The sequence below is a fragment of the Achromobacter sp. GbtcB20 genome (assembly GCF_019091095.1).
Classification (GTDB): Bacteria; Pseudomonadota; Gammaproteobacteria; order Burkholderiales; family Burkholderiaceae_B; genus Achromobacter; species Achromobacter mucicolens.
This window is the reverse complement of the sequence record NZ_JAGXJZ010000007.1, coordinates 1-13,538: the sequence shown is the minus strand read 5'-3', so window position 1 is coordinate 13,538 and position 13,538 is coordinate 1. Positions and strand designations below refer to the sequence as shown.

General features: G+C 67.6%; 13 protein-coding genes and 1 tRNA gene. 6 read left to right on the top strand and 8 right to left on the bottom strand.

Annotated features, from left to right (window positions below):
• Nucleotides 1–3: 3 nt before the first annotated feature.
• The 3 genes from KVT32_RS11520 to KVT32_RS11510 are packed head-to-tail and all read left to right on the top strand — an operon-like array spanning nt 4 to nt 3,103.
• The gene (locus KVT32_RS11520; protein ID WP_217618228.1) at nt 4–1,509 is read left to right on the top strand and encodes an AMP-binding protein; all 1,506 of its coding nucleotides are present in this window, start codon (nt 4–6) and stop codon (nt 1,507–1,509) included.
• A complete protein-coding gene (locus KVT32_RS11515; RefSeq protein WP_217618227.1) occupies nt 1,506–2,294 on the top strand; it encodes a citryl-CoA lyase in 789 nt (262 codons plus the stop codon). The genes KVT32_RS11520 and KVT32_RS11515 overlap by 4 nt, the downstream gene beginning before the upstream one ends.
• On the top strand, nt 2,291–3,103 hold the full coding sequence (locus KVT32_RS11510; protein ID WP_152382825.1) for an SDR family NAD(P)-dependent oxidoreductase: 813 nt from the start codon (nt 2,291–2,293) through the stop codon (nt 3,101–3,103). The genes KVT32_RS11515 and KVT32_RS11510 overlap by 4 nt, the downstream gene beginning before the upstream one ends.
• 22 nt (nt 3,104–3,125) lie before the next feature.
• On the opposite strand, the gene KVT32_RS11505 is transcribed toward KVT32_RS11510, so the two are convergent.
• Nucleotides 3,126–4,118, bottom strand: coding sequence for a tripartite tricarboxylate transporter substrate binding protein (locus KVT32_RS11505; RefSeq protein ID WP_217618226.1), 993 nt, complete (start codon nt 4,116–4,118; stop codon nt 3,126–3,128).
• Nucleotides 4,119–4,218: 100 nt separating this feature from the next.
• On the bottom strand, nt 4,219–5,316 hold the full coding sequence (locus KVT32_RS11500; RefSeq protein WP_217618225.1) for a mandelate racemase/muconate lactonizing enzyme family protein: 1,098 nt from the start codon (nt 5,314–5,316) through the stop codon (nt 4,219–4,221).
• A gap of 101 nt (nt 5,317–5,417) precedes the next feature.
• Between KVT32_RS11500 and KVT32_RS11495 the strand changes: the two genes are divergently transcribed.
• Nucleotides 5,418–6,380: a LysR family transcriptional regulator gene (locus KVT32_RS11495; RefSeq protein ID WP_142052555.1), complete on the top strand. Its 963-nt coding sequence runs from the start codon at nt 5,418–5,420 to the stop codon at nt 6,378–6,380.
• 15 nt (nt 6,381–6,395) lie between these two features.
• Here the strand turns inward: KVT32_RS11495 and KVT32_RS11490 are convergent, their stop codons facing one another.
• Nucleotides 6,396–7,190, bottom strand: a complete 795-nt coding sequence (locus KVT32_RS11490; protein ID WP_152382828.1) for a MetQ/NlpA family ABC transporter substrate-binding protein — start codon at nt 7,188–7,190, stop codon at nt 6,396–6,398.
• A gap of 171 nt (nt 7,191–7,361) precedes the next feature.
• Between KVT32_RS11490 and KVT32_RS11485 the strand changes: the two genes are divergently transcribed.
• On the top strand, nt 7,362–8,435 hold the full coding sequence (locus KVT32_RS11485) for a tetratricopeptide repeat protein (RefSeq protein ID WP_152382829.1): 1,074 nt from the start codon (nt 7,362–7,364) through the stop codon (nt 8,433–8,435).
• Between the two features lie 44 nt (nt 8,436–8,479).
• On the opposite strand, the gene KVT32_RS11480 is transcribed toward KVT32_RS11485, so the two are convergent.
• The 5 genes from KVT32_RS11480 to hemA form a co-directional block, all read right to left on the bottom strand.
• Complete coding sequence (locus KVT32_RS11480) at nt 8,480–9,040, bottom strand: UbiX family flavin prenyltransferase (RefSeq protein WP_056319911.1); 561 nt, start codon at nt 9,038–9,040, stop codon at nt 8,480–8,482.
• Nucleotides 9,041–9,046: 6 nt separating this feature from the next.
• Entirely contained in the window at nt 9,047–9,373 is a 327-nt protein-coding gene (gene grxD, locus KVT32_RS11475; protein WP_056319914.1) for a Grx4 family monothiol glutaredoxin, read from the bottom strand.
• Between the two features lie 276 nt (nt 9,374–9,649).
• Nucleotides 9,650–10,483, bottom strand: a complete 834-nt coding sequence (prmC, locus tag KVT32_RS11470; RefSeq protein WP_152382830.1) for a peptide chain release factor N(5)-glutamine methyltransferase — start codon at nt 10,481–10,483, stop codon at nt 9,650–9,652.
• 10 nt (nt 10,484–10,493) lie between these two features.
• The gene (gene prfA / locus KVT32_RS11465) at nt 10,494–11,576 is read right to left on the bottom strand and encodes a peptide chain release factor 1 (protein WP_056319917.1); all 1,083 of its coding nucleotides are present in this window, start codon (nt 11,574–11,576) and stop codon (nt 10,494–10,496) included.
• Nucleotides 11,577–11,661: 85 nt separating this feature from the next.
• Nucleotides 11,662–12,936, bottom strand: a complete 1,275-nt coding sequence (hemA, locus tag KVT32_RS11460; RefSeq protein WP_056319920.1) for a glutamyl-tRNA reductase — start codon at nt 12,934–12,936, stop codon at nt 11,662–11,664.
• A 324-nt stretch (nt 12,937–13,260) separates the two neighbouring features.
• Between hemA and KVT32_RS11455 the strand changes: the two genes are divergently transcribed.
• A tRNA-Phe gene (locus tag KVT32_RS11455) sits at nt 13,261–13,336 on the top strand.
• Nucleotides 13,337–13,538 lie beyond the last annotated feature (202 nt).

Sequence of the window (13,538 nt, the reverse complement as noted above, 5' to 3'; positions counted from 1 at the left end):
ACGGTGTACCCGATTGATTTTTTCTTCCGCGCGGCCGAGCTGCATCCGGACCGCGTGGCGCTTGATGGTCCCGACGGGCAGGTCACCTACGCGCGGCTGGCGGCCGACACCCGCGCGCTGGCCGCCGCCCTGCAGGACCTGGACCCGGCGCCGCAGACGCGCGTGGCCATCTGCGCCGGCAACTCGGCGCGCCACATCCTGGCGCTGCTGGCGGTGCTGGCCAGCGGCAAGGTGTGGGTGCCGCTCAACTACCGCAGCACCGCGCGCGAGATCGGCCGCATCCTGGATGCCACCGAGCCGACCATCGTGATCGTGGACGGCGTGGGCGGGCCGCTTGTGCCCGTGGGCCCGGCGCGTCGCGTCGAGCTGGAAGACGCGGCGGCAGACCTGACGCTGGATGGCCTGTTGGCCGGTTTCGCGGGCCGTGCGCCGCTGCGGCACGCGCTGCCCCGCGATGCCACCCAGGCCATCAAGTTCACGGGCGGCACCACCGGGCTGCCCAAGGGCGTGATGCAGCCGTATCACGCGTGGAACGCCGGCATCGTCAACCAGATCCTCAACTGGGGCCTCACGGCCGACGACCGCTATGTCGTGTCCGCGCCCATCACGCACGGCACGGGCACGTATCTGTTGCCGGTGCTGGCGCAAGGCGGCGCGCATCTGCTGCTGGATAGCGTGTCGCCCGCCACCATCACGGCGGCGTTTCGCGAGCGGGGCGGCACGCTGAGCTTCATGCCGCCCACACTGATCTACATGCTGATGGCGCAGCCTGGCGTGTCGCGCGCGGACTTCCCGCGCCTGCGCAACCTGATCTACGGCGGCGCGCCCATGCCTGTCGAAAAAATCGAGCGTGCGCGCGCGTTCTTCGGTCCGGTGCTGGGTACGACCTACGGCCAGACCGAGGCGCCGCAGATCGTCACCGTGCTGCGTCCCGCCGACCTCGAAGCGCCTGAGAACCGCGCGTCGGTCGGCCGGGTCACGCCGCTGTCGGACGTGGCGATCATGGCGCCCGACGGCACGCTCTTGCCGCGCGGCGAGATCGGCGAAGTGGTGGTCCAGGGCGACCTGGTCATGACCGGCTACTGGCGGCTGCCCGAGAAAACGGCCGAGACCGTGGTCGACGGCTGGCTGCACACCGGGGACACCGGCCTCATCGATGCGCGCGGCTATCTGTTCCTGAAGGACCGGCTGCGCGACGTCATCATCACCGGCGGTTTCAACATCTACCCGGTGGACGTCGAGAACGCGCTGTCCGCGCATCCGGCCGTCTACGAGTGCTCGGTATTCGGCGTGCCCGACGACAAATGGGGCGAGGCGGTGCACGCGGCCGTTCAGCTTCAACCCGGCGCGCAAGCGAGCGACGATGAACTGAAGGCGCACGTGCGCACGCTGCTGGGCCCGGTGGCCACGCCCAAGCAGATCCATTTCCACGACAGCCTGCCGCGCTCGAGCGTGGGCAAGGTGCTGAAGAACGCGGTGCGCGACGCCGCAATGAAGGAGACGCCATGAACACGCCCGAAACCCGCCTGTGCGCCCACCACCTGACCGGCATGTCGTACCGCGACGTCGACCTGGTCGAAGACCTGATCGGCAAGAAGTCCTTCACCGAGGTGATGATCATGCAGATCCTGGGACGCGATGCGCACCCGGTGGACATGCGCATCGTGGACGCCGTGCTGGTCACGCTGATGGAACACGGCATGACGCCCAGCGCGATCGCCACGCGCCTGATCTACATGAGCGCCCCCGAGAACCTGCAGGGCGCTGTGGCGTCCGGGCTGATGGCCGTGGGCAGCCAGTTCGTCGGCACCATGGAGAACTGCTCGCGCCTGCTGGACCGCATCCGGCAGGCTGCCGACGGCCCCGCAGAGGCGCTGGCGATCGCACGCGAGCACCGCGCCTCGCGCAGCCCGCTGCCCGGCTTCGGGCATCACCTGCACAAGCCGGACGATCCGCGCGCGATCAAGCTGCTGGCGCTGGCCGAGGCGGAAAGCGAGCTGAGCGGCGAGTCCGTGCAGGCCCTGCGCTGGCTGGCCAGCGCCATTGACGAGACGTACGGCAAGCACATCACCATCAATGCGACGGGCGCCGTGGCCGCGCTGCTCAGCGAAATCGGCGTGCCCACCGACCTGATGCGCGGCTTTGCCGTCATCTCGCGCGCGGCGGGCCTGGTGTCGCACGTTGCCGAAGAGCAGCAAAGCCCTTCCGGGCGGTTTATCTGGGAAACCATCGACCACGCCATTCCGTACGTGGGCAAGGGCAAGTCCCATCAGCAAGACGGCGGGCAATCATGACGGCGGCATCCGGCGGGCGCCTGGCCGGCAAGGTCGCGCTGGTGGCGGGCGCGGGCACGTCGGCGCCCGGCTGGAGTATCGGCAAGGCCAGTTGCGTGACGCTGGCGCGCCACGGCGCGGCCGTCATTGCGCTGGACGCCAACCTGACCGCTGCCGAAGAAGCGGCGCACGAAGTCGAATCGGCCGGCGGCAGCGCGCTGCCGGTGCAGGCCGACGTGGCCGACCCCGCTGCGATGCAGGCCGCGGTGGATGCGGCGCTGGGCCGCTTCGGCCGCATCGACGTCCTGCAGGCCAACGCGGGCATCGGCAAGGTGGGCGGCCCCGAAGACATCTCGCTGCAAGACTGGGACCGCATCCAGCAGGTGAACGTGACCAGCCTGCTGATCGCGACACGGCTGGTGGTCCCGCTGATGCGCGCGCAAGGCGGCGGGGCCATCGTCGCGGTGTCGTCGATCGCGGGAATCCGGTACACCGGCTATCCGCATCTGGCCTACAGCGTCAGCAAGGCCGCCGTCATCCACTTCGCGCGCATGGCCGCGCAGCAATATGCCGCCGACCGCATCCGCGTGAACACGGTGATTCCCGGGCTGATCGACACCCCGCGCGTGGCCAGCAACGTCGCCAGGATGTTCGATGCCAACGACCTGGACGCCGCCCGCGCGGCGCGCGACAGGCAGGTGCCGATGGGCCGCATGGGCACGCCCTGGGAGGTCGCCAACGCGGTGGCCTTTCTGGCTTCCGACGACGCGTCTTACATCACGGGCACCGAACTGCTGGTCGATGGCGGCCTGACGGGCAAGTACGCCTGAAGGGCAAGTACGCCTGACGCGCCTACTCGGCCTTGATGTTGCCGCGCTGGATCACGCCCGTCCACTTGGCCACGTCGTCCTGGATGCGCTGCGCGAATTGCGCCGGTGTGCTGCCGACGGGCTGAAAGCCCATCCCCGTCAGCTTGTCCCGCAACGCGCCGCGCTGCACGGATTCGGCCAGCGTCTGCGACAGGCGCTCGATGATCGGCGCGGGCACGCCGGCCGGCGCAACCAGGCCGAACAACGGCGAGATGTCCACGCCCGGCAGGCCCGCTTCCGCAAAGGTGGGCACGTCGGGCAGCTGGCTCACGCGCTGCGGGCTGGTGACCGCCAGCGCCCGCAGCTTGCCGCCCTTGATGTGTTCAAGCATCGTGGGCACGGTGGCAAACCCGAACTGCACCTGGCCGCCCAGGAGGTCGGTGATCACAGTGCCGCCGCCGCGGTACGGCACGTGCAGCACGTCCACGCCCGCCTGCTGGCGCAGTTGCTCGCCGGCCAGATGCGGACCGCTGCCCACGCCCGCCGACCCGAACGACAACGTGCCCGGCTGCGCCTTGGCCAGCGCCACAAAGGACGCGATGTCCGTCGCCTTGACCGAGGGGTGCACCACCATGACGAAAGGCGCCGTCGCCATCAGCGAGATCGGCGCGAAGTCCTTGATGGCGTCGTACGGTTGACGATCACCCAGCAGCGCGGGATTGATCGTGAACGTGGAGTCGACCATGCCGATGGTGTAGCCATCGGGCGCCGACACCGCGAGGGCGCGCGTGCCGATCGTGGTGCCACCGCCGCCACGGTTCTCCACGACGAAGGGCTGGCCCAGCGCCTCGGCAAACACTTGGCCCGCCATGCGGCCCAGCGTGTCCGTGGCCGCGCCCGGCGGATACGGGATGGTCAGGCGGACCGCCTTGTCCGGATACTGCGCGGCGCGCGCCGCGAAAGACCACGGCAACACGGCGGCGCCGGCGGCCAGGGCCGCGCCATTGATCAGGAACGCTCTGCGTGAGGGGTGCATGGGGGTGTCTCCAGGTTCATGTGCGGTGCGGCCTCTTGAGGGCCGGTTCGTATTTCGGTGTGTCTTTCGTAGCTGATGCGTGGGCGCGGATGCGTGTGCTTCAGCTGCTGTAGCGGCCCTCGGCTAGTTCCGCCTCCGGGTCCGCGCCCAATCCCGGCGCGTCCGGCACGTCGACCCAGCCGTCCTGGATGGGCACGCTGCGCCCGTAGGGCACGTGCGCCAGTTCGACGTACAGGCGTTCCAGCGATACCTCGGCCTGCTGTGCGGCGATCAGGTGCAGGCTGGCAAGATATCCGGGACCGAAGAACGCCACCTGCGGCGCGCACACGACGCGCGTGTCCGCGCACTTTTGCGCGATGCGCCACGCGGCGGTCAGGCCCAGCTTGATGACGCTGGGCTGCACATACTGCGCCGCTTCCGTGTCCACCACGCGTTCCAGGTCGGTCGCGCTGGCGGCGTTCTCGCCCACCGCCAGGGGAATGCCGCAGGCATCCTTCAAGCGGGCCAGCGCGCGGTCGTCTTCCGGCGGCCACAAGGGTTCCTCGATCCAGAACGGATCGTGCGGGCGCATCGCCTCGATGGCGGCTTCGGCCTCGCCGGGCAGCCAGGCGCAGTTCGTGTCCACCATGATGGGCACGCCCGGCCCCGTGCTGCGGCGCGCGGCAGCCAGCGCATCGGCCGTGCGCTCGTGCAGCTTGATCTCGGTATAGCCTTCGTTCAGCGCGCGCGTGGTCACCGCGTCCAGGCGCTCGGCGTTGCCGTAGTACTGCAGCAGCGACGCATACACGCGCACCCGTTCGCGGCGTTTGCCGCCCAGCAGTTCGTACAACGGCACGCCCGCGCGTTTGGCGCGCAGGTCCCACAGCGCGATGTCCAGCCCGGCCAGCGCGTGCACCACGGGGCCGGACCGCCCCAGGTTGTGCAGCGTGCGCTGCATGCCCGGCAGCAAGGTTTCGTCGTCCGCGTCCCGCCCGCAGGCCAGCGGGGCAATCAGCGTTTCGAAGATGGCGGGCAAGGCGCGCGGCTCCACGCAGTACGACTCGCCCCACGCCACCGTGCCGTCTTCCGTCTGCACGCGCACCAGCGCGCTGTCGAGCTTGTCGCGCGGCCGGCCGGCGAACAGCGGCGACGGGCTCCAGTGATGAAACGGCAGGCGCAAGGGAATGCAGGTGACGGAAACGATGGTGTTGGCGGGCATGGCGGCGCGGAGGTCGGGATGCAAAATGCGATGGGCTATTCTGGCGGCCGCCGGTTCATATGGTCAAATAGATGAATTGACTATTTCCATATGAATTTCATATGTTCAACCGACGAGAACTCCTGCTGCTGCGCGCCATGTACCGGCACGACACCGTCACCGCCGCGGCGGCATCGGTCAACATGACGCAGCCCGCCGCCAGCGCGCTTTTGCGCGACATGGAAACGCGGCTGGGCTTTGCGCTCTTCAGCCGCGAGAACCGGCGGCTGCACCTGACCAGCCAGGGCCGTGCGCTGATCCCGGAAGTCCTCAATGCGCTGGCCGGCATCGAGGCCGTGGACCGGCTGGCCGTCGACATCCGCCAGGGCGCGCTGGCACGGCTGGATGTCGCTGCCGTCGCCATTGCGGCGTCCAGTCTGCTGCCGCCGGCCCTGGCCGGCGTGCGCCGCGCCCATCCGTCCGTGGCCGTGACCGTGCGCGCCGGCACCGCCCTGGAAATCATCGAGATGGCGGTGGACCATCGCATCGACCTGGGCATCATCATCGGTTCGCCGCCGGACATCGACCGCGTGTCCAGCCTGCGGCTGGCGCCCCTGGGGCTGCATGCCGTCATGCCGAAGGACCATCCGTGGGCAAGAAAGGCCACGTTGACGCTCGACGAAGTCGCCGAAGCCGGTCCGATCGTGCTGGCCCCCGCCCTGCCCGCCGGGCGCGCGACGCGTCAGGCGCTGGAGGCACGCGGCCTGCCCTATCGCCCCATCATCGAGGCGGCGCAATCATCGGCGGCGTGCGCGCTGGCCGCGCAAGGCCTGGGTGTGGCCATCGTGGAAAGCCTGGGCGCGCATTACGCCGAGCGGCAGGGCCTGGCCGCGCGGCGCCTCTTGGCGCTGGAAGACCCGGTGCTGGCGGTGGTGTGGTCGCGCGACCGCGCGATGAGCGCGCCGGCGCAGGTGCTGCAGGAAGGCTTGGCAAACGAGGCGCGCATGTGGCTGTCGCGCGGGGAGGCCGCGGCTGACGAACGCCAGACGGCGCGAGGCCGGACGCGCACGCGCCCGGCCGCATGAACCAGACGGGACGACTTACCAGGAGGTCGTGTAAGCGCCGGGGAACTGCTTGGCCACGAAAGCCTTCACTTCGTCGGACTGGTAGGCCTTGATGAAGCGCGCGATGCGCGGATCGTTCTTGTTGTCCTCGCGCGCGGCGATCACGACGGCCGCAAACGGCGCGTCCTTGCTCTCCAGCACCAGCGCGTCCTTGGCGGGCGACAGGCCGGCGGGGATGGCGTAGGCGGAATTCACGGCGGCGGCATCCACGTCCTTGAGCGAGTGCGGCAGCTGCGCGGCCTCGATCTCGACGAACTTCAGGTTCTTGGGGTTCTCGGCGATGTCGAAGATCGACGCCGTCACCGTCACGCCGTCCTTCAGCTTGATCAGCTTGGCGGCCTGCAGCACCAGCAGCGCGCGGGCGCCGTTGGTCGGATCGTTCGGAATGGCCACCTTGCCGCCCTGCGGCAGATCGTCCAGCGACTTCACGCGTTTGGAATAGATGCCCATCTGCTGCACGACGGCCGTCGCCACCGGCACCAGCTTGTAGCCGCGCGCCTTGTTCTGCGATTCCAGGAAAGGCTTGTGCTGGTAGATGTTCACGTCCAGCTCCTTGGCGTCCAGCGCGGCATTAGGCTGGATGAAGTCGCTGAATTCGATCAGCTTGACCTTCAGGCCTTCCTTGGCGGCCACCTGCTGCACGACTTCACCGATCTGCGCGTGCGGGCCGACGGTGACGCCCACCTTCAGCTCGCCGTCCTGCGCCATCGCCGAGGTGCCGGCAAAACCGATAAGGGTGGCAAGAACGGCCAGGGAATGACGAAGGCGCATGAGGATCTCTAGAGGTAGTCGTAATGAGACCCCGGATTCTAGAGACGCCGCCTCAAAACCGGAAGCGATGAATATTCATATTGATATGTGGATTTCAATATAAAGACCGCGATGACAGCGCCGGCGCATGCGGACACAATAGAGCCTGCTTTCATCAACCCACCCGCCTCCATGTCCACGACTACCGAACTCCATCCGCATGCGCGCGCGCTGCTGGCTGACCATTACGCCGCCGTCGACGCCGACCTTCCCGCCCTGCTCGACCTGCTGTTTGCGCGCAGCGCCGGCGAAGACTGGCACAAGGCCGGCACGTTCAAGCATCACCTGCTGGGCGTCTACCGCACGCTGGCGCTGTGGAACCAGCCGCGCGAGGTCCGCCTGCTGGGCCTGTTTCACAGCGTGTACGGCAACGAATACGTGGACCTCACGCTCTTTGACCGTGAACGCGAGCGCAACACGTTGCGCGATGTGCTCGGCGCCGAAGCCGAAGAATGGGTCAGCCTCTTTTGCGCCATGCCGCGCACGCGATTCGTGCAGGCCATCCTGCAGGGCCAGGGCACGGGACCGGAAGGCCTGACGCTGGAAGGCGCCGACGGGCAGGTGTTCACGTTCACGCCGCGCCAGGTCGCCGCATTCACGGTGGTGTCCGCCGCCGACATGGGCGAGCAATGGCATAGCTGGCAGGACGAGATCTTTGCCTGCTATCCGCAGCAGCAGCGCCGCGACTTGAAGACCAACTGGGCCTCGTCGCTGTGGCCCGGCCCGCTCAAGCCGCCGTCGAACATCCTGTCGATGCTGTCGCATCTGCTGGCGCCGCTGTCGCGCATGCCGCAGGACACCGGCATTCCGCTGCCGCCCGCCTTCGACAATTGCCGCGTCACGCTCAGCCCGCGCGACGAAGCGGCGGCCAGCGCGCTGTACTGGCAGGTCATCACGCGCATGCATCCCCTGACCGAAATGGACAGCGCCCGCCACATGCTGGAAGCCGCGGTGGAGCACAACCCGTGGGTCGGCGAACCGCGCCTGCTGCTGGCGCAACTGGCGTTGACGTCAGGAGAATTCGAGGCCGCGGAACAGCATGCCGCCGCCGGCCTGGCCGCGCTGCAGGCCTGGGGCACGGCGTGGGACAAGCGCATCGAGTGGGCCGGATGGATGGCCTGGGCGCGCATCGAACTGCAGAACGCGCGCGCGCGCAAATGGCCGGAAAACCTGGCGGCGTTGAACGGGCTGGGCTTGGTGGAGTAGCGCCGGCGGGGCTTGCCCGCTTGGACAGGACGGGAGGCTAGCGCCTACGTGCCTTCCCAATGCGGCCCGGGCACGACGATGTCAAACAGCTCCAGCACGCGCGCCACGGTGTGATCCACCATCTCTTCGATGGACGCGGGACGGTGATAGAACGCCGGCAGCGGCGGAAACACGATGCCGCCCATTTCAGTCACCGCCGTCATGTTGCGCAGATGCGCCAGATTGAACGGCGTCTCGCGCACCATCATCACGAGGCGGCGGCGCTCTTTCAACGTGACGTCGGCGGCGCGGGTGATCAGGTTGTCGGACAGGCCGTGGGCCACGGCCGCCAGCGTGCGCATGGAGCACGGCACGATCACCATGCCCGCGGTCTGGAACGCGCCGCTGGCCAGCGTGGCGCCCACGTCGCGCACGCTGTGCACATGATCGGCCAGCGCATAGACGTCGTGGCGGCTGACATCGAGCTCATGCTTGATGTTCAGCACGCCCGAGGCGGACACCACCAGGTGCGTCTCGACGTCTTCGACGTTGCGCAGCGCCTGCAGCATGCGCACCGCGTAGAGCGCGCCGGTGGCGCCCGTGATGCCGACGACGAGCCGCCGCATGATGCGTCAGGCCGTGGCGCCGGATTGCTCCAGCAGCGTCTTCAGTTCGCCGGACTCGTTCATCTCATTCATGATGTCCGAGCCGCCGATGAACTCGCCGGACACGTACAGCTGCGGAATGGTGGGCCAGCTGGAAAATTCCTTGATGCCCTGGCGGACTTCGTCGTCCTCCAGCACATTGACCGTGACGAGCTTCTTCACGCCACAGCCTTTCAGGATCTGAATGGCCTTGCCGGAGAACCCGCATTGCGGGAACTGGGCGGTGCCCTTCATGAACAGCACGACGGGGTGCTGGGTAACGGTTTCACGGATGAATTCTTGAACGTCGCTCATGGTGGTCTCTTGGACTGGCAAAACGGAATTGCTCAATTATAGGTACAGCCGGGAAAACCGCCCGATTACCCCGGCGCGGGGCCGGTATATCCGGGCAAACGCAACAACACGTGTCGGACCGGGCGAGCTGCGCGGGAAGGTGTCGGGAAGGTGTCCGACACCCGGGTGGCGGCGCGGCAACCTGAACGGGCATATCCAGGGTGTCAGACACCAGAGGCCCGGGTGTCTGACACCCCGACGAGAGGTTCTATGCCTTGAACGGGCGCATCGCGGGTGTCAGACACCTGCGACCTGCAAACGCCCGCCCGAGATCCGCTCGATCCCCGCCAGATCCTGCCGGCTGTGCACGTCTGCAAACCCGGCCTGGCGCAGCATGCCGCGTACCTGTTCCGCCTGATCCCAGCCGTGTTCCATCCAGAGCGAGCCGCCGGGCTTCAGGTGGGCGCTGGCGCCTTCGACAATGCGCGCCAGATCCTCCAGCCCGCCCGCGCCATCGGTCAACGCGCCGCGCGGCTCAAAGCGCAGGTCGCCCTGGTCCAGATGCGGATCGTCGCTGGCCACATACGGCGGATTGGACACGATCAGGTCAAAGCCCTCGCCAGCCGGCACGGCCTCGTACCAACTGCCTTCGACAAAGCGCACGGCAGCGGTCAACTCCCACGCGTTCGCGGCAGCCACGGCCAGCGCGGCCGCGCTGACGTCCGACGCCATCACGCGCGCGTCGCGCCGCGCCAGCGCGATCGACACCGCGATCGCGCCGCTGCCCGTGCCCAGGTCCAGCACCATCGGCCCGGTGACGCCAGCAATGCACTCCAGCGCGGTTTCGACCAGCACTTCCGTGTCGGGCCGGGGAATCAGCACGTCGGGCGTCACGCGGAACCGGTGCCCCATGAACTCGCGATGGCCCAGCAGGTAAGCCATGGGTTCGCCCGCCAGCCGGCGCAGCGCCAGGGCCTCGTACGCCGCCGCCACCTCGGGCGCCAGCGCATCGGTGTCGTGCGCCAGCAGCCAGGCGCGCGGCTTGTCCAGCACGTGCTCCAGCAGCATGCGCACTTCCAGGCGCGGCAGGCGCGTGTCCAGCAGCAGGCTCTTGATCTGGGGCGCGGTCATCGCGTCGGCCTCAGATGTCGTCGCCCAGCGCGGCAAGCTGCTCGGCCTGGTGCTCGGCGATCAGCGCGCCGGTCAGTTCCTCGAGGTCGCCTTCCATGATCTGCTGCAGCTTGTACAGCGTCAGGTTGATGCGGTGATCGGTCACGCGGCCCTGCGGATAGTTGTAGGTGCGGATGCGCTCGGAGCGGTCGCCCGTGCCGATGAGGCTCTTGCGCTCGGCCGCTTCCTTGCTCTGGCGCTCGCGTTCTTCCTTGTCCTTCAGGCGCGCGGCCAGCACCTGCATGGCCTTGTCCTTGTTGCGGTGCTGCGAACGGTCGTCCTGGCATTCGACCACCAGCCCGGTCGGCAAGTGGGTGATGCGCACCGCCGAATCCGTCTTGTTGATGTGCTGGCCGCCCGCGCCGCTGGCGCGGAAGGTGTCGATGCGCAGGTCGCTGGGATTGATGACGATCTCGGACATGGCGTCGGCTTCGGCCATGATGGCGACCGTGCAGGCCGACGTGTGGATGCGGCCCTGCGCCTCGGTGGCCGGCACGCGCTGCACCCGGTGCGCCCCCGATTCGAACTTCAGACGGCCATACGCGCCGTCGCCGTCGATGCGCGCGATCACTTCCTTGTAGCCGCCCAGCTCGGACGGGCTTTCGGACATCAGCTCCACGCGCCAGCCGCGCTGTTCCGCGTAGCGCGTGTACATGCGCAAGAGGTCGCCCGAGAACAGCGCGCTTTCGTCGCCCCCCGTGCCCGCGCGGATTTCCAGGAACACGCTGCGCCCGTCGTTGGGGTCACGCGGCAAGAGCAGCAGTTGCAGCGCCGCTTCCAGCGTTTCCAGCTTGCCGCGTCCGGTCTTGATCTCTTCTTCGGCCATCGCCTTCATGTCGGGCTCGGACAGCATCTCCTGCGCCGTCGCAATGTCTTCCTCGGTGCGGGCGAACGCGGTGAAGGCTTCGACCACCGGTTCCAGTTCGGCGCGCTCGCGGGAAAGCTTGCGAAAGCGGTCCATGTCGGACGCGGTTTCCGGTTCGGCGAGCAAGGCATCGACCTCGATCAGGCGATGACACAAATGCTCCAGCCGGCTGCGCATGGAAGATTTCATGAGGGGAAGACCCAAGGAGAAGACAGAAAAAGCGGGCGCCCACAAAGCGAACGCCCGCCATGAGGCGGGGCGTGGGGCAGAGCCGCTAACGGCGGGAATCGCGGCCGGGGAAGAGGCGCGGCATCCAGGCAAGCAGTTGCTTGCGGTCGTCGCCTTCGCTGCGGTTCAGCGCCGCGAGCGGGCCGTGCAGGTACTTTTGCGTCAGGCCGTGCGCCAGTTGTTCGAGCACGGCTTCGGGCGATTCGCCCCGCGCGAGCAGGCGGCGGGCGCGTTCCAGTTCGGCGGCGCGGACGTCTTCGGCGGCCTGGTGCAGGTCGCGGATGACGGGCACCACTTCGCGGGATTGCATCCAGTGCATGAAGCCCTGGACGCGGGTTTCGATGATGGCTTCGGCTTGCACCACCGCGGCGCGTCGGGCGTCGGTGCCGGTCTGCACCAGCCGGCCCAGATCGTCGACGGAGTACAGGTACACGTCGTCCAGGCGCCCGACTTCGGGTTCGATGTCGCGCGGCACGGCCAGATCGATCATGACCATCGGGCGGTGACGGCGCAGGCGCGTGGCCCGTTCCACCATCCCCAGGCCGAGGATGGGCAGGGAGCTTGCCGTACAGGAAACGACGACGTCGAATTCGGACAGCCGCTCGGTCAGGTCGGACAGCTTCATCGTGCTGGCCGAGAAGCGGTTGGCCAGCAGTTCGGCGCGTTCGGCCGTGCGGTTGGCCACCACCATGCTGCGCGGACGCTGCGCGGCAAAGTGCGTGGCGCACAATTCGATCATTTCGCCCGCGCCGATGAACAGCGTGCGGGCCTGGTCCAGATTGCCGAACACACGCTCGGCCAGGCGCACCGCGGCGGCGGCCATGGAGACAGACTCGGCGCCGATGGCGGTCTGCGAACGGACTTCCTTGGCGACCGAGAAGGTGCGCTGGAACATCTGATGCAGCAAGGTGCCCAGGGAACCGGCTTCGCCGGCGGCACGCACCGCGTCCTTCATCTGGCCCACGATCTGGGTTTCGCCCAACACCATGGAATCCAGGCCGCTCGCCACGCGGAAGGCGTGACGCACGGCGTCGTCTTGATGATGGCGATACAGGTGCGGGCGCAGCGTGCCGGCGTCCAGGCGGTTGTGTTCGGCCAGCCAGGCGGGCAACTGATCCGCCACGTGGCCGTCGGCCGCGCAGTAGATCTCGGTGCGATTACAGGTGGACAGGATGGCGGCTTCGCGGACAGAGCCGCCGAACGCCGAACGCAAGCCTTCGAGGGCGGGCTTGACCAGATCGACGGGCATGGACACGCGCTCGCGGACCGATACCGGCGCGGACGTGTGATTCAGACCGAAGGCAAGGACAGCTACCGACATGTGTGAGGGATGGCGGAAAGCCACCCGCGGCTAAGCGTTAAGAACTGCCACTATAAGAACAATGTGTCGCAGCCCGCTTGTCTCGCGTCAAAGGCGGGAAAGCATCCGGCTGTAACAACAAAACCGCTGACGATTATACTCCTGCGGGTTATCCCCAGGCCACTTCTGCCCCCGATTGCCGTCAGTTGACGCCTTTTCGTGCCGTGAAGCCAACAGTCTGCGGTAACGCCCGGGCAGCGAAACCGAGTTGCGCAGAAAAAAGTGGCACAACGCCCGCCCGGCTGGCACAAGCCTGAAAAATTGTGTATAGTTGCGGACTTCGTTGGCCTGGTAGCTCAGTCGGTAGAGCAGAGGATTGAAAATCCTTGTGTCGGTGGTTCGATTCCGCCCCAGGCCACCAAAAGCATTCGGGAACTTCGGTTCCCACGAAAAACCCAGCCCTCGCGCTGGGTTTTTTGTTGAGTTTTTTGTGGGCGGCGGCGTGTGCGCCTCCACCTGTCCCGACATTTTGTGTATAGTGGCGGGCTTCGTTGGCCTGGTAGCTCAGTCGGTAGAGCAGAGGATTGAAAATCCTTGTGTCGGTGGTTCGATTCCGCCCCAGG